The following is a 25,082-nucleotide window of genomic DNA, read 5'->3' on the forward strand; positions in this document are numbered from 1 at the left end:
GCGGGCCCGCCGGAGCGGGCACCTACCCCGTCACCTCCATCACCTTCGTCCAGGCCTCCAGCACCGCCAGCACCGCGCGGGCGTTGGTGCCGTCCAGGTCCGGCAGCCGCGTGAACATGGCCGCGACCCGCTGCGACCCGATGACGGGCCGGGCCCGCTGCCCGGTCAGCCGCACCGAGTACAGCGACCCGTCATCGAACGCGCCCTTCACCTGCACGACGCTCACCGCTGCCACTTCCCTTCCGCCGTCACGGCCTGCGGCCCAGTACGGCGAGCGCGCCGAACAGGAACTTTCCGCAGGTCGTCGTCCAGATACCACGAGTCGGAGAACAGTGACTCAAGGCCCACGGGCAGGAGCTGCCACGACTTGCCGTCGCGGGCGTCCATGCCGGCCAGCAGGTCAGCCCAGCAGCCGTCACGGGCCGTCGCGTCGGCACGGTGCCCGCGGGTGGGGAACCGGTCGGCGAGCCGGACCTGCGTGTTGCGCTTCCGGTTCCCGATGCGGCCGGTCGACGTCCGCAGCCAGTGGTAGGCCTCCGAGGCGGCCGCCAAGTCCGTGATGGAGTGCTGCATGTGGTGGCCGAGCTGGTGGAGGGCCTGCGCGTCCAGGCCCGGCGCGGACGCCACCGAGGCGCCCTCACTGCCAAGGGCGGCCTCGCCCAGGTCCACGTTGTAGTAGCCGCGGGTGAGGCCGTCGGGGTGGATCGTCAGCTCCTCGGCCGCGCTCAGCCAGTCCGTGGGCAGGAACTGCAGGGACCGCTTCACGGCCTCCTTGCTGTCGCTGTCGGGGCCGCCCACGACCATGGTGTCGGCGCCCGGGCCCATGGGCCGGATGTCGCTGAGGGCGGCCAGCGAGGCCTCCCGCAGTGCCCGGTTGTAGGCCTCCTCCATGCGGCGGGCGTCCGCCGCGGCGTGCCGCGTCTCGGTCTCGGCCCCGGCAAGGTCGAGCTCGGCGCCGCGGTTCCCGGATCGGGCCTGCGCGGTGACCTGCGCGACCCGCTCCACGGCGCGCCGCTCGGTGTCGCGGGCGGCCGCCACGGTGGCGTGCGGGTCCGCTCCCAGCTCGGGCGCGGCCTGCCGCATGCGGGTCAGCACGTCGGCGTCCACGGCGTCACCCGCGCCCAGCAGCGTGTCCAGGTGCCGCATGGCGCTCTCGCCCGGTCCGCCGTCGGCGGCACGGTCAGCCGTCCACCGCGTGCCGTCGGAGACTTCCGGCAGTCGGCCGGCCTCGAGTTCCGCCGTGCTCGTACGGCGCCAGCCGATGACGCGGCGGGCGATCTGCCCGAAGCGGCCCGGCTCGGGCATGTCCGCGGCCTGGCGGGCGACGGCTTCGGCACTGTCAGCGCCGTCCTCCGCGCCCTGTACGGCGTCGGCGACCAGGGAGCGCAGGCCCACGGCCTCCGGCCACGACTTGATGCGGCGGGCGAGGCCCTTGCCGATGCGGGACAGCCGCTCGCGGTCCCGGTCGCGCCACTTCTCGGCGGCCTTGCGGGCCACGGACCGCACCCACTCGGCGACCTTGCGGGCAATGCGCTTGATGAACGCCCAGATCCGCGCCCACAGGCCCGGGCGGGGCTCCTCCCCGGTGGCGTCGGTGACCGCCGCGGCGATCCGCCCGGCCACGGCCTGCTCGCCGTTCTGCAGGGCGGCTGCGGCCTCGGCGGCGATCCGGTCGGCCTCGGCGGTGGTGAGGGTGCCGTTCGTGGCGGCGTCGGCGATGCGGTTCAGCGCGGGCGTGACGGCCTGCGTGACGTGGTCGCTGACGGCCCGGTCGGTCTCGGCCTGTGCCCGGCGGCTGCCGAAGCCGAAGTTGAGCTGAATCAGCGGCGCGTTGCGGCCGCCGCGACCGCCCCGGCTGGAGCCGCCGCCGTAGCCGCCCCGGCGGGAGCCGGCGCCCCCACTGCGGGGGCTGTTGATGGCGGTGATGGTGTGCCGGGACGTCGCAGCGTTGACGATGCGGTCGACGTCGACCGCGCTGGAGATGCCGCGCAGCAGGTCCACGGCCCGGCGGGCGGTGTCCTCCTCGGTCTCGTCGGGAAGGGGCTCGATGTCGTTGACGATCCGCAGGGCGGCCGCGACGGCCTGCTCGCGGGCCTTCTTGGCGGCGTCGTTGGCGACCTTCTGCGCGTACTCCAGTTCCGGGCCGCTGATGCCGTCGTACTCCAGCCCCGCGAGGAACGCCGCGGCGACGCGCTGCTCGGCGGCGCGGGTGGCCTCCGGGGTCATCTGCTCGGCGATGGACTGCCGCAGGGCGTGGATGCTGCCCGGGGTGGCTCCGGTGATCGCGGAGTCGATCACGGCGTCCATCACGGACCGGGCCCGCTCGGTCGTCAGGTCGGCGATGGTCCGCGGCTTGCGGTCGTCGCGGTCGTGGACGGTGGCGACCCACTTGGCGCTGCGGGACAGCTCCATCACCTCGCCGGTCTGCATGTCCTGGACGGTGAAGCGGCGCCAGAACCCTTCGACCTGCGGCGGGGCGATGATCCGCACTCGGCGGTGCGAGTGCAGGCCGGCGCCCAGCCCCGTCGGGGCGTCGATCACGTCACCGCGCTTGAGGCGCGATGCCGGGATGCGCACGGCGGCCCGGGCGGGGGCGCTCGATGCCGGGGTGGCGGGCCGCGCCGGGGTGCTCGGCGCCGGGGCCGGGGTGGCGGCCGAGGCGGGGACGCTGGGCGCATCGGCGTCCAGCGACTCCAGTTCGGCCTCCACGTCGGCCGGGTCCACAGTCACCGTGCCGTCCTCGTCGTCGCTCGACGGCAGGATGACGCGGTAGCTGTTCGCCGGGTCGGGCAGGTGCCACACCGCGGCGCCGGTCGCCATGGTGTGCTGCGAGGCGTTCCCGTCGGCGTCGGTGACGTCCAGGGTGCGGGTGCCGCCGGGGCCCGCGGTCACGTCGTTGACCGCGACCGGTTCGGCAGTGCCGTCCGCATCGGGGATGGCGACATGGTCACCGGGGGCAACGTCCCCTGCGGTGCCCGGGGTCGGCCGCTGGTCACCGTCGGGCTGTCCGCCGTCGAGCTTGTCGGCGGCACGGCGCGCGACGCGGCCGCGCGGCCCGTTGTCGGCGTGCTGCCGCAGCGAGTCCGCCAAGGCCTGCGCCTGGTCCTCGGTCACGGGCAGGTCCGCGTTCAGGCGGACGGAGGCCTGCACGGCGTCGGGGTCGTCCAGGTCCATCAGGTCCAGGTCGTCCACGGCGTCCCGCTCGGCCGGGGTCAGGTCCGGGTCGGTCGTCGGCCCGGTCACGGGGTCGATCGGGGCGGGCGCCTCGATGACCCGGGTGTCGTCCACCTGCGACGTGGCCTCGTGCGGGGCGATGTCGGCGGGCCGGCCGGAGCCGTCCAGGGCCCGCTGCACCTTGGTAGAGCTGACGTTCTCGAGAACGCCCACCTCCCCGGTGGCGATGTCCGCGTACTCCACGCGGGTCCGGTCCCCGTTGTGCGTCACGTCGGTGACGTGGACGGGGGTGGGATGTCCGGTGTCGTCCAGCATCACCGTGTCGCCCTTGTGCAGGTCCCGCAGGGTGGTGGGCTCCAGCGAAGCGACCGCCGGGCCCTGCTCGCTGCCGGTGCCCGACACGCGCAGGGTGGAGGCGTCCACCTGGCTGCTGCCGTCGGGGCCGGTCACGGTCACCTGGTCGCCGTCGACCTGGTCGACCACGCCCAGCGGGCGGCCGTCTTCGCTGATGGCGACCTGGCCCGGCTCGATGCGGCGGCCGTCGGCGGTCCAGCCCTCGGGCCGGGAGGCGCCGCCGTCGGCCACGCTCAGCGCGGTCGGGGCCGTCGGCTTGCTGCCGCGCTGGCCCTCCCAGTGCACTGCCACGGCGCTGCTGTTGGCCTCGGTGACGATGCCTTCGCGGCCGCTGTGGTCGCGCACGACCGTGCCGGGGAAGATGCCGTTGCCGTCCCGGTCGGTGGGCACCTGCCCGGGCAGGTTGCCCTGCAGCGCGTCGAGCTGCGCCCCGGTCGGGGCGGCGCCGGGCGTCGACTGCGGGAGCTGCTGCGCGCGGGCCGCCTGCGCGTCCATCGGGACGTACACCGGAGTGCGGTCACCGGACGCCGCGTCGGGGGTCTCCGCCACCAGGATCTTGAGAGCCTGCTGACGCTGCCCGCGACGGGAGACCGTCACCTCCTGCGGGACGCCCTGCACGTAGCCGGACGCGACGCGCGGGGTGCCGCCCTTGGTGGTGCCCTCCAGCCGGGCCACGTCGCCCTGCTGGAGCTCGTCGGCGCGGACCCACTGTGCGGGCTGCCCGCCGATGGGCTCCGGCGCGTTGACGGGCGTCTCGTCGCCGCTGGTCGCGGCGCGCTCGACGTCGGCCGCCGTCTGCTGCTGCGGGGTGGCCAGTTCACCGCGGCGCGGCCGCCGGCCGATGACGGTGTGCTCGCGGGTCACCCACGCGACGGGCACCGGCTCGGCGACAACACCGTCCGGGCCGTCCTCGCGGACCCACTGCGCGTCGTGGAGCTGCCCGTCCTCGCCGATGCGGGCCCGCACCGTCGCGTACTCGATCCGCGGGTTCTTGCCTGCGGAGGTGATCGACGCGTCCCGCTCATTGGGGTGCGCGAACGGGGACGGGGTGCGGCCGCCGCTTTCGCGGAACGGGACCGCCGCCAGGGCCAGCACCTCATCACCGGGGCGCAGTTCGGCGGAGTCCCACACCGGCCACGTGTAGCCGTGCTCGGCCCACTGGTCGCGGGCGGCGCGGGTGCGGCGCACCCACGCCTCGCCGAGCGGCTCCGGCACGGGCGGCAGGCCGGGCGCGTCGTACCGGGCCTTCTCGACGGCGGCACCGATACGGCGGCCGTCGGCGTCCCGGAACCCGGAGTCGCCCAGCGGCGGCAGGTCGGAGTCCCAACCGACCGGCCGGCCCCGCCAGTCCTCGATGCCCTCCAGCGCATCTGCCAGCGCGTGGGCCTGCTCGCGGGAGTCCAGGCCGTCGGCGTCGCCGAGGGCCTGCGCCGACCCGGGCGCCATGACGTGCCAGCGGCCGTCAGCGCCCTCGTGCACGGCCAGGCGGCCGCCCCTGGACAGTTCCAGCGACGGGTCGTCGGCGGCGGCCTGAGCGGCCTTCACGCGCCGCGCCCACTCGTGGGTCTTGAAGCCGGACGGGTCCTGATCCCGGGTGGGGCTCTCGGACCACGTCAGGTCCCACAGGTGGTTGCGCAGGTCGTCCAGGGTCGGGAAGCGGCGCCCGGCCTCGCCCTGGCGCTGTGCCAGGTCGGCGGCCGCGGCCTCCCGCTCCTCGTCGTACGCCTCCTGCTGGGCCCGGCGCTGCCGGATCTGTTCGTTGTAGAAGGCGGTGCCGGACATGGGGCGGGCGTTCTCGTCGCCCCACTTCTCGCGGACCCAGTCCTTGAGCTCGTCCGACGCGTTCTTCTCGTAGGTGGCCTGGTTGGCCTCGAATAGCAGGTACGTGGGGTCGTCCAGGCGCTGCCCGGGGATCGTCTTCGCGGGACGGCCCTCGGCCTCGGCGAGGGCGTCCTCGGCGGGCTGCTTCTCGCGGGCCTTCATTGCCCGGTCGATGGACGCCCGCTTGGCGACGTTGCCTTCCAGGCCCTGCACGGTGGCCAGCTCGTCCAGGATCGGCTGCTGGTAGTTGTTGCGGTAGTCCGCCGTGATGGCCTCCCGCTCGGCGGTCAGCCGGGCCAGACGGTCCCGGCGGGCCTCGCGGGTGGACATCACGCCCGTGGCGTCGGCGATGTCCTGCGCGTCGTCGCGCGGCTTGCCCGCGGCGATGCGGCGCGCCTCGGCTTCCCGCAGCTGGTCCTCCAGCGGCAGGGCGCTGCGCCGGTCCTGCTCGTCGCCGACCCGCTCCAGGTCCGCGATGTCGTCCCAGCCGTTGTCCGTGGCGTGCTGGACGAGCACATGCAGCAGGCCTTCAAGCTGCCCGTCATCCAGCGCCGTCAGGTCGTCGGGGACCTGGCCGGGGCCGCCGCTCCACGTCGGCATCGCGCCGTCCTGGACGGCCTGCGCGGCGCCGTTGGTGGCCTTCTCCGCATCGGCGGCGGCCTGTTCGGCCTTGGCCGCGCCGGGGGTCTGCGACTGCCCGGCGAGCCGGTCGGCGTCGCGGGCCGCCCGCATGGCCTGAGCAAGGTTGCGGCCCTGCGCGTCCCGCCATTCGGCGGCATGGCCCGGGTCGAGCGGCGCGTTCCATGTGAACGGCCGGCCCTTGGCGTCGGGCATCGCCTCGTAGGTGTCGGCCATCCGCTGCGCGTCCTTGGCGGTGCCGCTGATCTGCGAGTCGTCGTGGCTGCCGAAGGTCAGCGCGGTCCGGGCGTGCCCGAACTGCCAGGTGCGGCCGCCGTCCGTCGACCAGTACGCGACGCCGCCGTCAGCGGAGACACCCAGCGTCGGGTTCTCGGCGAGCTCGCGCCGGAACGCCTCGTGGTCGGCGTCGCGCGGGTACGGGTTGGTGCGGTACCGGTCCCGCAGGTCCGCGACGGCCTTGGCGCGGCCGTCCGCCGGGGCGCGGCCGGAGCCGCCGCCTGCCGGGGCGAGGGGGACCTTCGGCAGTGGGGCGAGCGGCAGGCCTCCACCGCCGGGGAGACCGTCAAGGCCGTCGCCGTCGCGGTCGCGGTGGCGGGGCCGCTTGCGGCGCTTCTTCTTCCGGCCGTTCTCGTCGTTCTCCTCCTCGCCGTCCTCGTTGACCGCGTCGTCGGCTTCGTCCTGCCAGTCCGCGCCTTCCTGCGCGTCCGTGTCGTCGTCGCTATCGCCCTGCTCGTGGTCGGGGCGGGGCTGCGGCTCGTCGGTGCCGTGCTCGTCGGGGTGCGGGCCGCCGGTCTCCGGGGTGGTGTCGACGTCGCCCTGGTCCTCGTGCGTGCCGGGTGCCGGCGTGCGGTCGTTGTTGCCGTCGCCAAGCTCGGCCGGGCGCGGCTTGCGGCGCACCACCCCGAATTCGATGTTGGCCATGTGGACGTGCTCGCTGCGCCCGTCGGGCATGGTGAGGGTGCCGTCGGCGGGGTACTGGGCGTAGTTCTCCGAGCCGAACGCGCGGATGCCCCGGGACAGCAGGCGCCCGGGCCCGGTGATCGTGGCGTGGACGGTGCCCATCGGGTTCGCGTTCTCGCTGAGGTTCGGCTTGGTGGCCCGGTCACCCCCCAGGAAGTCGCGCGTGATCGGGAACACGACCTCGTCGCCGGGCTCCAGGTCCCACGGGCGGGTTGCGACGGTGAAGCCGTCCGCTTCCTGGCCTGCGTGCCAGTCGGCGGCCGCTGCCTCCCAGTTCGCGTCCTCGGCGCCCTGCTGGAGGCTGAGGTTCCACTGGCCGTACTTGTTGTCGTGCTCGGCCAGCGCCCGGCCCATGGCCACGCTCAGGGACTCGCCGCTCGGGCCGACGAACTTCTGCGCGAGGGCGAAGGCGTCCGGGGAGTCCCACGGGAAGAGGTGGCCGTCCTTGTCGCGGACCCCTTCCAGGGCGTTCGCCATCGCCAGGGCGTCCTTGCGGGTGCCCGCGCCCACCAGGGGCTCCATCGAGCCGGGCACGGCCACGAAGTAGTGGCGCATGTACTGGTCGCCACCGCCGAGAGCGTGACGGTTCGGGTAGACCATCAGCCGCTTGCCCTTGGACAGGCCGGTCAGTTTGCTGTCCGCGATCTGCGCCCGCTCCTCGGCCGTCGGCCGCGGGGTGCTGAACCCGCCGCTGACATCGGTGCTCGCGGAGTACCAGTCGCCCAGGTCGCCGGAGCGGATGTGGTCCCGCAGCGCCCCGATGTTGGTGAATCGCACCGGGTGGTCGTCGGCCATGCTCGGGCCGCCGGCCGGAGTCTCGGGGACGTTGGGGGCCTCGGGCGTGCCGTCGGGTGTGGCCTCGGAGACGGCCCGCTCCACCGTGGCGCCGCGGTCCAGCGCGATCCGGCGGCCGTCGCTCGGGTCCATGTCGGGCCGGTCACCGACGACCAGCCGCCACACCGGCACCCTCTCCCGGCCCTCGTTGCGGATGCTGGTGGCCTTCACGGGCTCCGCGAGCAGGTAGCCCTCACGGGTCACCGTCGCACCGGACGGGCCCTTGCCGACCGCGCGAACCAGGTCACCGTGCTTGAGGCTGCCCGCGTCGACGTGCTCGCTTGCCCGGCCCTGGATCGGCTCCGGGGCGGCCAGAGAAGTGTGCGCCTCGGGGGTCTCGGGGGTGTGGTCCCCGGCAAGGGGGGAACCCTCGGGAACCGCGATCACCCACCTGGAGAGGAAGGCGTGCTCGCCGCCGTTGCCGCCGAGCACCGTGTACCCGTAGTGGTTGCGGGGGCCGACTCGCACGGCCATGTACCTGCCGGGGGAGGCCATGACAGTGTTCTTGGGCCACTCGACAAGGACCCGCTCACCCTCGGGCAGATCGATAAGCCGCCGGTTCAGCCGCACCCAGCCCTTCTTCGGGTACGAGTTAAACCGCTCCTCCACGGGCACACCGTCAGAAGGCGCCTCCGGCGCGGCAGGGGTCTGCGGCTCGGGAGCGGTGTTGGCGCCCTGGTCGTCGCGGACCGCCACCACTTGGTCGGGCCGGAAGGCGTGGTGGGCGCGGTGGTTCCTCTCGCCGCGGTCAGGGGAGAACAGCACCTCGGACGAGCTGCTCCTGTATCCGACGCGCGCCTCGTGGTACACGGGCTTGTGCCGGGTGCTCATGTAGTCGTCCCGGTACAGCACCCACTGGCCGGGCTGCAGGTCGGCGGTGGCGCCGTCCACCCGCGTGAAGCCGTCCGGGATGGTGTTGAACGTCCGGGTGACGGGCAGCTCCTCGCCGCGGGCGGTCAGCTCCGCGTCGATGGCGTCCTGCTCGTCAGCCAGCCGGTGCGCCTCGGCCTGGCGCCCGGCGAACCCGGCCATCGCCTCCTCGGCCTGACGGCGTGCGGCGGGGCTGTCGTCGCGCACGAACTCCAGCTCGCGGCGGGCGTGCGGGTTGTGCCAGATCTGGCCGGTGGCCAGGTTCACGGCCTCCACGTCGGACTCTTCCGGCGAGCCCTCGTCCTCTCGGCCGATCCCGTCCTTGCGGCGGGTGATGATCAGCGGGTCGGAGAAGACCGTGTGGTCACCTCCGGTATCGCCGCGGACGACGCGGCGGACGATCTGGCCGGGCTCCAGCTCCCCGACGCGGGTGACGGTGCTGCCCTCCGGGAGATCCTTCGCCCAGTCAGCCTCCGGCACAGTGCCGATGCTTCCGGTGGGCCGGACATCTCCCCGGCCGATGCCGTGGTCGTGCCCGTCGGCGTCGCGCACCACCACATCGCCGTAGCCGCGATCCAGGACGACGTGACCGGTCTGCGTGCCGGCCCCGCCCTCGGGGGTGAACTCGACCTCCTGGCCGTGGATCAGGTGATGCGGCTGCTCCTCGGTGTCCTTGAGGGCGTCCAGCTCGGCCTGCACCTTCTCCGGGGCGACTTCGACCGTGTTGGGGGCGTCGACCTCGGGCGCGTTGCCGGGCATCTCGCGCTGCCGTGCGGCGAACCGCTCGTCGGCCAGGCCGCGCAGCTCCTCGATGTACTCCAGAGAGCCGAGGTCCACGCCCTTCATGCCGCGGGTGGCCGCGACGTACGCCAGGCGCAGCTCCTCGTCGGAGGGGAGCTGTACCGGCGCGCTCGGGTCGGTGGACTCCTTCGGGCCGGTGAAGTCGGTGCCGATCTGGACCAGGTCCCATTCCAGGCCCTTGGACTTGTGGGCGGTGGAGACGACCAGGTCGGCGCGCTTCGGGTCCTCCTCCAGCCGGTCAACCATGTCGATCAGGTCGTCGGCGCCGTTCTCGTCCACCAGCCGCACGAACGCGGCGAGCTGCTGTGCGCCGTCGGTCTTCTCGGCGTACTTGCGGACGTCGTCCCACGACTTGAACGGGGCCAGGTCGGGGTGCTTCTTGGTCCGCTGGCCGTTCTGCAGCTCCCGCGCGCCCTCGGCCATGCGCTTGAGCTCGCTGCCGCCGCCGACCATGTGGACCTTGCGGCCCTCGCCCAGTGCCTTCATCACCGCGGCGACGACGCCCGCGTTGGTGCGGCCCAGCACCGCGTTGGGCTGGTCGATGGGGCCGATCGCCGTGGTGGCGTTGTCGTTGCCCTCCATCAGGTGCGTGGCACCCAGGAGCTTGAGGAACACGTTGGCGATGTCGGCGACCTCGGGGCCGAACCGCCACGACTTGCTCAGCGGCAGCGTGCGGTCGGCCGGCCACCCGTCCAGGGCGTTTTCCGCGCCCCGGAAGGCGTAGATGGCCTGGTTGGGGTCGCCGACGATGACGACCTGCGCGCCCGGGCCGCCGTGCGGGGGCCGCATGTTGTCCATGACGACGCGGCGCAGCACCGGGTTAATGTCCTGCGCCTCATCGAAGAAGATCGTGTCAGCGGCGATCTTCGGGCGGCTCAGGGCCCAGATCTTGAGGTAGTCGTCGTGCGAGAAGTGCAGCTTCCTCGAGCGCGGGTCGATCTTGTCGGCCCATGCGGCGCGGGCGTACTTAACCACGGCGTCCCGCAGGGCCTTCGGGTCGCGGGCCTGCTGCAGCGTGGGGTGCTCGTCCGACGGGACGTGCTTGCCGCTGATCTCGTCGTCGTCGCTGTTGCGGTACCGGCGGATGGCTTCCTTGACCAGGGCGACGATGTCTTCCCGGTCGATCGAGCCGTCCATGCCAGCCGCGGAGCGCACGCCCAGGAAGTCGGCCCACACGCTGTCGGCGCGCTCGCCGATTCCGCCGTCGGCTTTGCCCTCCTTCACCTTGTCGGCGAGGGGGGTGACGGCCAGGTCGCGGCCCGCGAGGGAGTGCGCGGTGGACACGCTGACGTGCCGCATCCCGGCGAACTTCTTTTTGGCGTCCACGCTGTTCGCGTTGTTGAACGCCAGGTAGGTGATGCGGCGGTTGCGCAGCCGGCGGGCCAGCATGACCAGGGTGGAGGTCTTGCCGGTGCCCGCGTAGGCGACGACGGCCAGGTTCTCGCCGTTCATGCCGGAGTCGAGCACGTCGCGCTGCTGCCCGGTCGGCGGGTACGTCTCGACCGCGGCGGCCTCACGCTCGTACTGCTCGCGGAGCTCCGGGGTGAGGGTCTTGCCGATCTGGGCCTTCTCGGCTTCCCACTGCTGGTCGCGCTCGGCGACGTACGCCCGCACGTCGCGCTCGATGCCGTCGGTGGTGCGGGTGACGTTGCCCTTGGTGCGCCAGCCGCCCTTGTTGGACTCCCAGCTCCTGGAGGCGGGGTTCCACGAGAACTTCTTGGACTTGAGCCAGGTGTTCAGCTCCACGTCGGGCGCGCTGGAGGAGACCAGGACGTTGTTGCCCTGCCGCGTGACCGTGATGTCCGCGCTTGGGCGCGGGGTGGCCCGCTCCCACTCGGCGGCCGCGTTGGGGTTGGCGACCGGGACAGCGTCCTTCGGCGTAATCGGCTCCGGGGTGGCCGGAGCGGCGGGCGCCTGCGGAGATGCCTGCGGCGCGTGTTCCGAAGACGCGGGCCGTATCAGGCCGATCTTGGACTCTTCACGGCGCAACTGCTTCACGCGCTCACCGCCGGGAGCCTCGGGGTCCTCCACCACAAGGCGGGGCGTCCCGTCGCTCCAGGTGTCCACGCGGGCCACCCGGTACTCGCGGTCGTGCCAGCCAACGCCGACAGCACGCCAGTGGTAGGCGTCCTTGGCGTGAGCGATGCGAACGGTGTCACCCGGCCGCGCCTCGGAGAGCGGAACCCGCTCCCAGCCCTCCGGGACCGTGGAGTTGGTGTAGGCCTCCAGTTCCTCCTTGCTCATCAGGCCCCACCTGTGGAGCTTCGCGGGGTCCTCGTCGTTCGGGCCGACGGTGCCGCGCACCAGGCCGTCGGCGGCGCTCTGCCACGACGGATACGTGCCGCCCGTGGCGCCGTCCTCGGACCGCCATGTGTACGCCTTGTCGTTGCCGGTGACCGTGCCTAGCTTCCGGGAGCCGTCGAAGATGTCATGCTCGAACACGCCGTCGGCTGTCTCGCGCTGGACGTGTTGCCACTTGCGGCCGGCGAACTGCACTTCCCTCGGCTTGTGCGGGTTGGCTCGGCGCTCCTCCCACCGCTGCAGGTTCTCCGCGATGTCCTCACGCGTGTGACGGTGAGCAGCCGACTTGAGGTGCCTGTTGGCCGCCGTGCGGGCCGCACCCTTGTCGACCACCGCAACCCACGGGTCGTAGTGCTGCCAAGTGGTGGCGGAGCCGCGGTTGAGCCTGTTTCTGTTGTCGAACGAAGCGAAATGCAGACTGTCCGGGACGGCCGTGTACGTGATCAGGTCGGCGGTTCCGTCATTTTCTCCTCGACGGAACAAGCGGGCCACGTCACCAGGACGCAAGTCGTTGCGGTGCACCCACCGCTGCCCCTCCGGCAGCTCGATCGACGGCGGGTTGTCCGCGCTGTTCTGCGTCTCCGGCACGCCCGGGGCCTCGGGCACAGACGGCGCCTGCGGAGCCGCCTGCGACTCGGGGGCGGTCTCCTGCGGCGTGACAGGGCCGCCAGGCTCCCCGTCGGAGTCCACGGCCTCCCGCACGTGCGCCTTGGGGTCGTAGAAGTGCTGGCGGCCGTCGGTGCCGGTCACCCTGACCTTGCCGCGGCCCGTACGGACCACAGCGTCCGGCGCGTCTCCGGCCTGGATCACGTTGCCGTCGGCGTCCACGAACCGGTCGCCGGGCTTGATGTCGGCCGCAGGCCGGTACTCGGGCGCGGCCTCCATCTGCTCGGCACCCTCGGCGTCGGCGAACATGTCCGGCGTACCGAACTGGTCCACCGGCTTCTGGGCGATCTGCTCCGGCCGCTGGTCCTTCGGCTTGGCCGGGGCACCGAACAGGCCGCTATCGCCCGCGGCAGCGGGCTTCGGCTTGGCCGGGGCGGCGGGCTTGCGGCCCGCACGGCGGTCCCGCTCAGCCTCCAGGACGGCCATACGGGTCTTGTCCGCGCCGGACAGCTCGCCCTCGGTGAAACGGCGCTCGTCCATCGCCATCAGCTCGGCGGCGATCTCCTCGTTGGACATCGCCGACGGCGCCTTCGCGGGCGCGGTCGGGGCCTGCGCGGGCTCGGGCCGGGTCTCTTCGCCCTCGGGGTCGCGCAGCTCGGCGCCGTCGCGGACGCGGGCGACGACCCCCGCCGGGTCGATCTGGTACTCGCGGCCGGTGCCGGGCTCGGTCAGCGTCCACTTGCCATCGTCCTCGACGCGGGCGAACGTGCCCTCGGAGTGGCCGCCGCGGCCGCCGATGACGTTCTGGTACCGCACCTGGTCGCCAGGCTGGAAGTCGGCCGCAGCCCACGCGCGGGACAGGCCCAGCCGCTCGGCCTCGGTCTCCGGGGTGGCCGTGGACGCCATGTCCTGCGCGACCTGCTCCGGCGAGGGCGTGACCTGCTCGCCGGGCGCGGTCTCCGGGGTCAGCTCGTCCGCGCGGAACGTGGCTCGCGCCGGCCCACGGCCCACGACCACGGTGCCGTCTTCGTCGCCGTCGGCGTAGACGTACCAGCCGTGCCCCTCGGGGTCGGTCACGGGCTGCTGGAACTGGAACCGGCCGCCGATCACCCGACCGGGGCGCGCTTCCTGCTGCTCACGGAAGCCGGGCTGCAGCGTCTCGTGCTCCGCGATGCTCACGCCCGCGGGGCGCGGCCGGAACGTCGCTTCGTGCCGGTCGAGCTGTTCCGTGTGGTCCTTGAGCACCTTGTGCAGCCGCGCTAGCGGCCCGAGCATGATGGCTCGCTGCTCGGGGGTGTACTCGTCCCACTCCAGCGATGTCGATGGCGTCCCGTCCATGTAGAGGAGCTGCTGCCGGCCTTCGAGCGTGTCGCCGCTGCTGCCGTGCTGGATCGAATCGTCCGCCAGGTCGCGCAGCAGCCGTCCCAGCGTGCTCGGGGGCTTCTTGCGGCCGAACGCCTGCCGGGTTGCGGCCTCCAGCTCCTCCCGGGCCTGCGCCACGTCCGCCCGGACCCGGTCCCACTCGGTGTCGGGGCCGGCCGCGTCGTGAGCCTGGTAGGCGTCGCGGAGCTCCTGCATGTACCGCCTGAGAGTCGGCAGGTACTCCGGGTCGTTCCTGTGCTCGTCGTAACGGTTGACGTCGTCGCCCTCGATGCGTCCCCGCACGTTCGAGTACAGCTTCGCCAACTGGTCGCGGTCCAGGCCCGAGATGTCATCGGGCATGCCGACCCGGTACGGGTCCTCACCCGGGCCCACGGGCCGCTGCGGGGAGGTCGGCGCCTGCTCCGCGTCGAGCTGATCGGTCGGGTACGTCGCTTCGCGGCCGCCGAGGTCCACCGTGGCGAAGTGACCGTCCCCGCCGCGGCGGGACTCCAGGTACGTGATGCGGCCGCGGCCGCCCGGCGTGGACACCTCGTCGCCCAAGGCGTGCCCGTCGAGCCGGTCATTAGTCGGAGCCCGGTCAAGGAGCTCCCGGATCTGCTGCTCGACCTCCGCCAGGCGCTGGCGCTTGGTCTCGTCGTCGCCCTTGTCCAGGTCGACCATGAGGCGCGTCTGCTCGTTGCGGAGCTTGATGAGCTTGGCCCACTCGCGGCGGCGGCTCTCGGCCGCAAGCCGCCTCGCCGGGTCGGAGATGGTCAGCTCGTCCGGCGTGTAGTCGGCCGTGGACTTGTCGCCGAACTGCACGACGACCTTGCCGGGCCGCCGGGTGGTGCCGGTGGTCGAGACGGCCTTGCCGGTGCGCCCGTCGGGGGTGGTCACGGTCTCGCCGAGCGGGAACCGTCCGGCCAGGAACTCGGCCGGGCCGGGGCCGCCGTCCTCCGGGATCAGGTCGTCCTCAGCGGCCGGCGCCGGACGCTTCGTGTCCGGGGTCGCCTTGTCCGGCCGGGGAAGCATGGTCTTCGCGTCTTCACCGCTGTCCGCGTGGCCGTGCAACTTCGCCGCGAGGCCCTGCAGCACCTTCTTGCGGCGCCGCCCTTCGGGGGTGGAGGCGTCCACGGCCTCGGCCGCACGGTCGACTTCCTGGGCGAGACGGCGCATCTCGGCCACGGTGATGTCGCCGTACTTTCGATCCGCAGCCCGTGCCAGCACCGGGTCATCGGAGCGGCGCCACTCCTTGGACAGGGCGTCGAGCTCGTCCTTCTGCCGGGTGGACAGGGCGCTGTACCAGACCTGCAGGCCGGTCATCTGCTCCGGCTTGAGCGGGCCGTTGCGCGGCCTGTCGCGGCTGTCGGCAGGCTTCTTCGAGCCGCTTACGACGGCGTCGGCGGCGTCCGCCATGGCGCGGACGGGTCGGCCGTCCCCGCCGAAGGGGCCGTAGGGGGCCCCGCCGCGTGCGTCCTGCGCACGCCAGGTACGGCCGTCGTCGCTGGCGCGGATCCATCCGAGCTCGTTGCCGTCGTCGTCAACGACGGTGCCGTGCCCGGCCTCGGTGTCCACGTCCTTCAAGCGCCCGCCAGACGGCAGGGCCAGGCCCTCGCTGCTGGTGGCCTGCTCCAGGTCCGCGGCGTCCGTCGCGGCGTCCTTCTCGGCCCGCTCCTGCGCCTTGCGGTCCCGCTCCTGCTGCTTGAGGGGCACCTTCGGTTCCGAGCCGGGCAGGCCCAGGTCGCGCAGCTCATGGATGGCGTAGCCGCCGGTCGCGTTCGTGCCGGGCCCGTGGTTGACGACCGCGGTGCCCTTGTCCTGGTCGATGCTGAAAACCTGGCCCGGGCCGTGCGGGGTCATGACCTCGTTGCCGACCTTGAAGTCCGTGGCTTCCGGGGTCTGCTCGGGCGCGGGCGCCTCGGAGGTCTCCGGGGCGTCGTCCTTGAGGGCGTCCAGCTCGGACTGCACCTCGTCCGGGTTGACCTCGACCTGGTCGGCGGGCTTCGCCTTGGGGGCGGTCTCGCCAGTGGCCTCCGGCGTCTCCGGGGCGTCGTCTCCGAGGGCGTCGATCTCGGACTGCACCTTCTCCGGGGTGAGCTCGTCCTGGCCGCCGGTCTCGCCGGGGGCGTCGTCCGGCGTATAACCGGCTCCATCGCCGTCCCCGGCGTTCGGCGAGGACGTGGTGGTGCGCGGGGGCTTGCTGCCGCCGCTGGAGCCGCCGCCGGAGGCCTGCGGGCGCGGCTCGGCCGGGGTGCTCTCGGGCGTGGTCTTCTCGTCGTCCAGGGCGTCGATTTCGTCCTGCACCTTGGAGGAGTCCAGGACGATGCGGTCGCCGTTGGTCTTGCTGCGGCGGCCGGAGAGCTGGCGGGCGCGGGCCCGCTCCTCCTTCTCCTTTGCGCGGCGCTCCTTCTTCGCCACGGCGTCCGGCCACACGATGCGGGTGGCGCCCTTGTCGTCGCTCTCCACGACCGGCGGGGCGGGCGTGCGCGGCGTCAGGTCGGTGTCCTGCGCGACGGTGGGGTCGTCGGCGTCGTCTTCGTTCTCGCCCGCGCGGACACGGGCGTCCTTGAGCTGTGCTTCAAGGCTGCGCAGGCGCTCCAGCTTGGCCTTGCGGGCTTCCTCGGTGGTGGTGTCCTTGCCTTGCTCGCGGATGAGGGCGTTGACGAGGTTGTACCGCTCGCGGGCGGACTCGAGATCGGCCTCCTGCTCGAAGGGCTTGCCGATGCGCTCCCGGGCCTGGTTGGCGGTCTGCCCCTCGGTGCGGAGCATGCTCTCGGTGTTGCGGATCCGGCCCTCGATGCCGTTGACGCCCTCTTCGATGCGCCGCACCATCACCGGGTTGTCGATCTGGGAGAGCGTGTAGCCGTTGCGGCTGCCGGGTACGTCGGGCAGCTCGACGTCCACGACGTGCTGCACGGTGCCGTTGGCGAACGACACGCGGAACTTCATGGTGACGTCCAGGCCGCCGACCTGGCCGACCTTCACGGCGGGGTGGTCGTTGCGGTACGGGTCGCGCTTGCCGTCGGTGAAGACGTCCTGAGCCTTGGCGACGAGAGCGGCCAGGGCGTCCTTGCGGTCGGTGATGTCCTTGCCGCCGATGGAGGCGTTGAAGTCGTCGCCGCGGGTCGACTTGCGCTTGGCGAGTGCCGCCTGCCAGGTCTGCATGTGGCCCTGGGCGACGGTCTGCAGCTTGTCGAACGCCTGGACGGTGTTCTTGTAGCCCTCCTGGGCCCGCATGTAGGCCTTGGCCTTGCGCTCCAGGGTGCCGAGCGAGGCCTTGAGGGTGGCCTTCTCCAGCAGGTAGGGGTTGCCGGTGGCCAGGGCGGTGACCTGGTCGGCGTTGAACACGCCGTCGGGGATGTCCTCCACCGTGCGGTCGGTGAGGTTGCCCTTCATGAGCTGCCGGATGAACTTGGCCTTCCGGGCCACGGTCTGCCAGGAGAACCCGTCGAACGACTGCTCGGTGACGTACTGGTAGATCGCCACCTCGGGGTTGATGTTGCCCTGGCGGATGATGCGGCCGTTGCGCTGCTCCAGGTCCGCCGGCCGCCACGGGCAATCCAGGTGGTGCAGCGCGGTCGCGCGCAACTGGACGTTGGTGCCGGTGCCCATCTTGGTGGTGGAGCCGACCAGGACGGCGATCTTGCCGGTGCGGGCGTCGTGGAACAGGCGCGCCTTCTCGGCGTCGTTCTTCGCCTCGTGGATGAAGCGGATCTTCTCGGCGGGGATGCCTCGCGCTATGAGCTGGGCCTTGAGCTCCTCGTACGCGGGGAACTGGCCCTGTTCCATCTCCTCCACGGAGGTGGGGCCGTCGGCGCCCTTCTTGGCCTTCTTCTTCCGGGATGGGTCCTTGGGGGTACCCATGTCCATGAAGACGATCTGCAGGCCGCCGCGCGTCGGGTGCGGGGTGTTGTCCTTGGCGCTGACCGGGTACTGGGTGTCCTTGGTCTGCTCGTGGATCTTGGCGATCTGGTCGGCGGCCGCCGACAGCTTGTTGCCCGCCTCTTCCAGGCCGACCATGCGCGGGTCCAGCGACACCTTCCGGCCGTCGCTGGAGATCTTGAGCATGTTGTCTTCGGAGGGATCGACATGCCCGGCCTTGACGTCCCGGGCGCGCCGCTCCAACTCGCTCTGGTAGTCGAGCTGGGCCTGCGTCGGCTCCACGGTGATGGTGATGGCCTTGCCGCCCACCACGTCCGGGGTGTCGACGTAGTCCGCCAGGTCGTCGGAGTCCTTGACGTCCGCGACGGTCTTCCAGATGCGCAGCAGTTCGGGCATGTTCCGGAACGCCGCGAAGCGGGCGACCTCACGGAACCCGGAGCCGTCGGGGGCGAGCTCCGACCCGGTGACGATCTTGCCGAAGGTCGACGCGAACTCGTCGAAGTCGCGGACCCGGGCGGCCTCCAGCAGGTCCGGCCGCAGGTAGCGCAGCATGGTGTGCGCTTCGGTGACGGAGTTGGAGATCGGGGTGGCGGTGGCGAAGGTGACCACGCGGCCGGACTTCGTCTTGCCCCGCAGGTACTCCAGCTTCATGTCCAGGTCGGAGGCCCTGTTCGAGCCTTCGATGCCTGCGCCGGGGATGGAGCTGTTGGTGGCAAGGTTCTTGTAGTGGTGGGCCTCGTCCACCACCACGTAGTCGATGCCGGTGTCCTCGAACGACAGCCCGGCCTTGTCCTTGCTGGCCCCGGTCTTCTTCTCGATCTTCGCCCGGAGCTTCTTGATCCGGTTCTCGATCTCCTTGACCATGCGGGTGTCGGACTTGTTGCGGCCGCGGCCGTCGGCGTCCTCAGCCGCCTTCTGCCGAGCCATGGCCCGCTCAAGGGACTCGATCTCGCGCTCCATGTAGGCGCGCTGAGCCTCCGGACGCATGTCGATCGACTCGAAAGCCGTCTGCGTCATGATGATCGCGTCGTAGTCGCCCGTGGCGGTGCGGGCGACGAACTGCCGGCGCTTGCGGCCCGCCAGGTCGTCCGACCCGGCTGCCAGCAGCTTCGCCTCGGGGTAGATCTCCTGGAACTCGTCCCGGAACTGCTGCAGCATGTGCCCGGGCACGACGATGACGGGCTTGTTCACCAGGCCCAGGCGGCGGAGCTCCATGACGCCCATGGCCATCTCGGCGGTCTTGCCCGCGCCGACCTCGTGCGCTAGGAGCGCCGCGGGCTCGTTGACCATGCGGGCGACAGCCGCGTGCTGGTGGGCGTGGGGCTTGAAGTGCTCGACCAGGCCGGGCAGGGTGCGGCGCTGGCCGTCGTAGGAGCGCAGCGCCAGGTTGTTGTGGGTGTCGTTGTAGAGCTTGGCGACCTGCGCGGACCGGGCGGCGTCCTGGAACAGCCAGTCCTGGAACCGCTCGCGCATCTCCTCGGCCTTGTCCTGCGCGAGCTGGGTGGCCTCAGCGTCGACGTAGGAGTTGCCGTCGTCGTCCTTGCGGCGGACCTGGATGCGGCCGTTGGTCAGGATGGCCTCGGCGAGCTTGACCGCGTCGTAGTCGTCGGTGCCCCACAGCGAGGTGGCGCGCTCACTGCGCTTGACGCGGTCGGGCGCCTCCACCTTCCACATGGAGCTGCCCTGGTAGTCGACCTTGACCTGGTTGCCGAGGATCGACTGCAGGAACTGCTCGACGGGCTCCTTGCCGAGCCAGGAGGCGCCCATGGCGGCGTCGATCTCGCCGGGGGAGATGTCCGGCGGGATGACGTCTTCCAGGTGGCGGACGTTGACCTCGAACTCGGGGTCGTCGGCGGCCCGGGCGCGGGCGTCGTTGAGCTTCTGCCGGACGTTGCCGGACAGGTAGTCGGCGGCCGGCACCAGGTCGGGGCCGCCGTGGTCCTGGAAGACCAGCGGCATCTCTTCGCCGGTCTCGGGGTCGGTGGAGCGGGCGGCGAGCAGCTGCCGGCGGGCGTCCTCGGGGGTGGTGCGCAGGGCCCGGGCGACGTCGTCCACGTCCAGGCGGCCGTGCGTCTCCAGGGACAGCACCAGCGCGTCTTCGGGGGTGTCGGCGTGCTCGGCGATGGCGCGGTGCCGTCCCTGCCGCTTGGTGAAGATCGCGGCCGGAGTGGAGGTTTTGGTGTTCTCGTCGTAGCTGTCCAGGCCAAGGACGACCGCCATGGTGGGGTCCTTGGTGAGCAGCCCGCCCATCGGCGGCCGCTTGCGGGTGGCCTTCTCGACGGTCTCCCCGGTCTCGGGGTCGGTGGCCTTGCGCTTGGACCACTCGAAGCGGTTCAGCGACCCGAATTTGCCGTGGTACGCCTGGTAGGCGTCGTTGAGGACGTGGCGGAGCCGTTCGACCTCGGCGTCGGAGACGGCCGGGTCGTTCTCGGCGCGCACCAGGTCCTTCATGGCGTCGCGCAGGCCGACGAGCTGCCGGGCTTCCTCGAACTGCGTCTTGGGGACGTGGTACGGGAGCACCTGGCCGTCACGGACCTGCGTGAACGTGCCGTCGGCCTCGAACTGCACGTGCCCGTCTTGGCGGTCGGAGCCGGGCTCCAGCAGCCGCGGCTTGACGCGGGTCGCGGAGTCCGGCCGGTACGCCAGGCCGTCGGCCTTGGCGTCGCTGGCGATGTGTCCCAGGACGCGGTGCAGGTCGGGCGCGGCGTTCCGGTTGCCGTCCACGTTCAGGTCGCCGGGCCCGTACATGCCGTGGCCCACGGACATCTGGCCGAGCACCCGTTCCGGGTTGACCAGGAAGTACGGGTTGACGTGGACCTTGGGCGTCTGGGGGTCGTCGGCCTTCTCCGGGTCCTGCCCGGGCAGGTCGGTGACGCGGGCGGTGTGGACCCACATCGGCGGGTCGTCGGCGCTGCGCTGGGTGAGGGGCTTCACGGCGCCCGTGCGGTCGCGGCCGGAGGTGAACTCCTTGTCCTTGTCGCGGCGCCGGAAGACGAGGAGGTCGGTGACCACGTCGGTGCCCGCGGTGCGGCGGTGTGCGCCGCCCGGCAGACGCACCGCGCCCACCAGCTCACCCTTGGAGGCCATCTCCATGCGGGCGTCCTCGGCCCGCGAGCCGCTGCCGTCCATGGTGAAGCGGCTGGTGATGACGGCGACCAGACCGCCGGGGCGGGTCAGGTCCAGCGACTTGAGGATGAAGTGGTTGTGGATGTTGTGGTTGCCCTTGTTGTGCCGGAAGTCCACTTCCTGGTAGTCGCCGAAGGGGACGTTGCCGACCGTGGCGTCGAACATCCCGTCGGGCAGGCGGGTGTCCTTGAAGTTCTCCGCGCGGATGTCCGCGTGCGGGTACAGGGCCTTGGTGATACCGGCGGTGATCGGGTCGAGCTCGACGCCGGTGACGTGCACGCCGTCGGGGGCGTGGCCGATGAAGTTGCCGGAGCCGGCGCCCGGCTCCAGCACCTCCCCGCCGTCGAAGCCGAGCTGCCGCAGGCCGTCCCAGATGGCCTGCGCCATGGCGGGATCGGTGTAGTGCGCGTTGAGGGAATTGCCCTTCGCGGCCGCCCACTCGTCATCCGACAGCAGCTCGCGGAGCTTGTCGTGGAGCGGCGCGAACTCGTGCGACGGGTTGTCGGCGAAGATGTGCGGAACGGCGCCCCACCCGGACCAGCGGGCGAGGATGGCCTGCTCCTCGTGGGTGGCGGGACGGTTCTCCGCCTCCAGGCGGCGCAGCACCTCGATGGCGGCCACGTTCGCCTTGGCACGGGCCAGGACCGTGGACGGGACCAGCACGGACCCGTCGGCAGGAGGCTCCCACGACGGGGCAAGGGCCTCCTGCTCGGGGGTTCCGAAAGTTACAGCTCCAGGCGAAGACTCGGCAGCGTCGGATACGGCGGCATGTCCAGATCCTCCGTCCCGGGCTCCTTCTCCCGGTCGTACACCGTCTCCTGCAGCACCTTCTCCCGCGCCCGGTACCGAGCGGCGTTCATCTCCCCGATCCGATCCCGGAAGTCCTGCCCCGGCGTCCCGCTCGGCATCAGATCCAGCGCGTCCTCCGCGATCTGCTCCTCGATCTCCTGCCCCAGAGCCGTGAAGAACGCTTCCGGATCGGGCAGTGCCGCTGTCCCCTGCGGCCGGTACGTCGTCCAGTACGCCTTCGCCAGGGCGCCGTACGGATTCATCAGTGGTCCTCTCGGGGGTGGTGGGCGCGGCCGGCGTCACCGTACCTGTGCGCGCGGACTGCACCGCGGCCGCGGCGTTACGGTCGCCGTTGCCGTCGGTCTCGGCGGCCTTCGCAGCCTTGGCGTCCTCGCGGGCCTTACGGGCGGCCTTGTTGCTGTCGAGCGTGGCCTGCATGCGGTCGACGTGGTCACGGACCAGCCGCTCGAACGCCTCCAGGTGCTGCCGGTCGCGGCCGTAGCCGTCCAGGCCCGGGCGCTCGTCCAGCTTCGCCAGTGCGGCGCGGGCGGCGTCGTCCAGGTCGCGGTAGGCCTGGATCCGGTCGGACAACCTGCGGTGGTACTGGTTCGTCGCGGCTTCCACGGCGTCGCGTAGCGCCGGGGCCTCGGGGTGCCGCCCGATGAACATGTTGTCGCGGGTGGGGGTGTGGTCCCACTTCGGCCACGCGTCAACGATGGCGTCCTCGGCGGCGTTCATCTGCGCGCGGGTCTCGGCGAGGCCAGCCTGCGTCGTCGGGTCGCCGTACACCTTCGGCCGGTCGCCGTCCGCCTTCGGCGCGGCGGGCTGCGGCTTGCGGCCGTCGAGCATGGCCTGCCCGGCGTCCTCGGCGAGGTTGTCCAGGACGTGGGGGGCGTTCCAGTTGAAGGCGCGCCCGTCGGCGTCGCGGTAGGCCTCCAGCTCGTTGGCGCGGGCCAGGGCGGCGGCCTTGTCCGGGAACGGCTTGCCGATCTGCTGGCCGGTGCCGGCGTGCCGCACGTACCAGACGTCGTGGTCCTTCTTGACGACCAGCGAGCCGCCCTTGGACATCTGCCCGTTGGAGATCAGGCCCTTGGCCCAGACGCGCGCCTCCCGGCGGGTCTGCTCGGCGGCGCGGTCGTTGGTCGACCACGCGTCGGGGTTGTCCTGCCAGTGGGCCTGGACCTGCTGCAGGGAGGTGAAGCGGCGCTGCGGCTCGGTGCCGGACGGCAGCCACGCATCACCGGACGCGGGGGCGACCCGCAGGGCCTCCCGCTCCGCGGCGTGCGCGGCCCGGGAGGCGGCAAGCTCCTCCTCGGAGGGGTTCCAGTACGAGGTGTTCGACCTGTCGTAAGCCCTCTCGCCTTCGGGGCTGCGAAGGCGGTCCTCGAGGAACGGCGCGTCCCAGTTGAAGGCGCGGCCGTCGCTGTGGCGGGTGTCCTCCTCCATGCGCTTGGCCCACTTGAGGGCTTCGCGCTTGCTGTCCCACGACAGCACGGACACGGTGTCGCCGGTCCCGGCGTACGCCGCGCGCCATTCGCGGCCGGACTGGTAGATCACGAACCGGCCGTGCGCGGAGAGCTGCGCGTTGTCGGGCAGGCGCTCGGCGAGCGCGGCGGCCTGGCTCTCCTGGAGCTTGCGCACCTCGGGGGTCTGCTTGGCGGTGGGCTGGTCGGGGTTGGTGGCCCAGTGCTCGCGGACCTGTTCGACGGTGTTGAAGCGGCGGGGCTGGTCGGCGATGGTCTGGCCGGCGGGCAGCCAGTCGTCGCCGGAGGGCGCCGGGACGGCTGCGGGGGCCGCCGGGGTGAGCTCGGGCTGCTCCGGCTGCGGGGCGGCCTGCTGCGGCTGCGGGGCGGGCTCCGGGGTGGCGTCCTGGTGGTCGCGGCCGCGCTCGATGGCCTTGTTGATGCCGTCACGGCCGTTGGCCATGTCCAGGCGGTCGCCGACGTGCTTGGCGTTCCAGTCGATGAGGTTGCCGCGGGTGTCGCGGGCGTCCTCCAGCTCGTTCGCCCACGCCAGGGCGTCGCCGCTGTTGGAGAACCCGGCAGTGTCGTTCATGATCAGGCCGGAGCCGCTGTGGTAGACGTACCACTTCTGCTTGCCGGAGCGGGTGACCAGGAAGTTGCCGTTCTTGGAGAGCGCCGCGGTGCGGGCGATCTCGGTGTGGCTGTTGCCGGAGTAGGTGGCCAGGCGGACCTGACGCTTTTCCGTCGCGGTGGCGCCGCGCACGGCGACGCCGTTGTGGGTGCGCGGCGGGCGGGCCCACACCTCGTCGCGGCCGCGCGCCCAGTGCGCGGTGACGTCCTTGACGGTGTGGAACTTCCGCGCGGGGGCGGGACGCGCCGGGGCCGGGGTGGTGGGCTTGGCGGCCGCGCGGGCTGCGGCCTCCAGCTTCGCGGATGGCGCGCCCGAGTTGGCGCGGTCGCGCTGGTAGTCGTCCAGCGGGTAGTCGACGCGGACGACATCGAAGCCGTCACCGATGGAGTTGTCGATGACGTTGGCCTCGAAGCCATCGTCCATCGTGATCTTCGTGCGGCCGTCGGGGAGCTTCTCGACGGCGGCGACTCGGCGGGTGAACCATCCGCCGTCGTTGTCGACGCCACCGAACGCCAGGTACTCGCCTTCCTTCACGTCGCGGGCGCGGGAGTGCCGGTAGCCGGGCTGGGACTTCGCGGAGCCGGTCGGCCGGCCCCGGTGCACGGGCGCCTCAGCAGCGGGCGGGGCGACCAGGGACGTACGGCCACGGCGGCGGGCTTCGGGCGTGTCCAGCACCCGGGCGAGCGAGGCGAGGCCCTGCGCCGGGGTGGGCAGCCACCCTTCCTGGTCGTGGAACGGAAGTTTCTCGAGCTCGCCCGCGGCCGCGAGGGCATCGGACTTGGAGTCGAACCAGTTCCGCTGACGGCGGCCGGTGGCAGCCTCGAACACGTGCCAGTTGTCGCCGATCTTGCCGACGATGTGGCGACCGGACGGGGTGAGCTGCGCCGAGTGGATGACGCTGGCCACGTCCTTGGCCTGCTTCGCACGCTCACGCGCGGTCTTGTCGCTCTCGGGCGTTGCGGCGATGCCGTGGACGCGGCCGTTGCGCCAGTCGCCCAGGACGCCGGACACGGTCGGCTTGTCGTCCGGGATGGGCTCGGGCGTCTTCTCGTCGCCGTGAGTGTGGGCGCGGGGCGTGACGCCCGGGTGGCCGTTGTCGCGCTGGTCCAGGCCGTCACCACGGCTCGCGTCACCCTTGCGGCGCTCGTCCTCCTTCTCGACCTTCTCCTGGTCCCTGGTCGGGCGGGAGCCGTCGGGGCGGGCGACCATGGTGAGCCGGTTGGCCATCATCCGCTCGTGGATGCCGCTGTCCAGGCGCTCCACTTCGACCATGTCGGCGCCCAGCGCGCGCACGACGCGGGCGAGGCCTCCGCCCCACAGGCGGGCGATGCCGCCCGTCTCGACAAAGCGGCCGCGGGAGTCGCGGGGGTGCAGGGCCGGGTTCCACGCCCTGCGGGCGATCTTCGACTCGAAGGCGGCGGGGGTGGCGGCGGAGCGGCGGCGGAGCGACATGCCGCGCACCATCGAGC

General features: G+C 72.3%; 2 protein-coding genes. Both read right to left on the reverse strand.

All coding sequences use genetic code 11. The features are described 5' to 3' along the window. Positions 1–22: 22 nt before the first annotated feature. On the reverse strand, positions 23–226 hold the full coding sequence (locus tag ACRWNP_RS03120; RefSeq protein WP_431959318.1) for a hypothetical protein: 204 nt from the start codon (positions 224–226) through the stop codon (positions 23–25). Continuing rightward, a complete protein-coding gene (locus ACRWNP_RS03125; protein WP_431959319.1) occupies positions 223–25,065 on the reverse strand; it encodes a UvrD-helicase domain-containing protein in 24,843 nt (8,280 codons plus the stop codon). Before ACRWNP_RS03125 ends, ACRWNP_RS03120 begins: the two co-directional genes overlap by 4 nt. Positions 25,066–25,082 lie beyond the last annotated feature (17 nt).

Source organism: Actinacidiphila sp. bgisy160, assembly GCF_965342435.1.
GTDB lineage: Bacteria > Actinomycetota > Actinomycetes > Streptomycetales > Streptomycetaceae > Actinacidiphila.

Bases quoted from the DNA above. Each gene is read 5' to 3' on its own strand.
- ACRWNP_RS03125 (WP_431959319.1), bottom strand. From the start codon at position 25,065: ATGTCGCTCCGCCGCCGCTCCGCCGCCACCCCCGCCGCCTTCGAGTCG.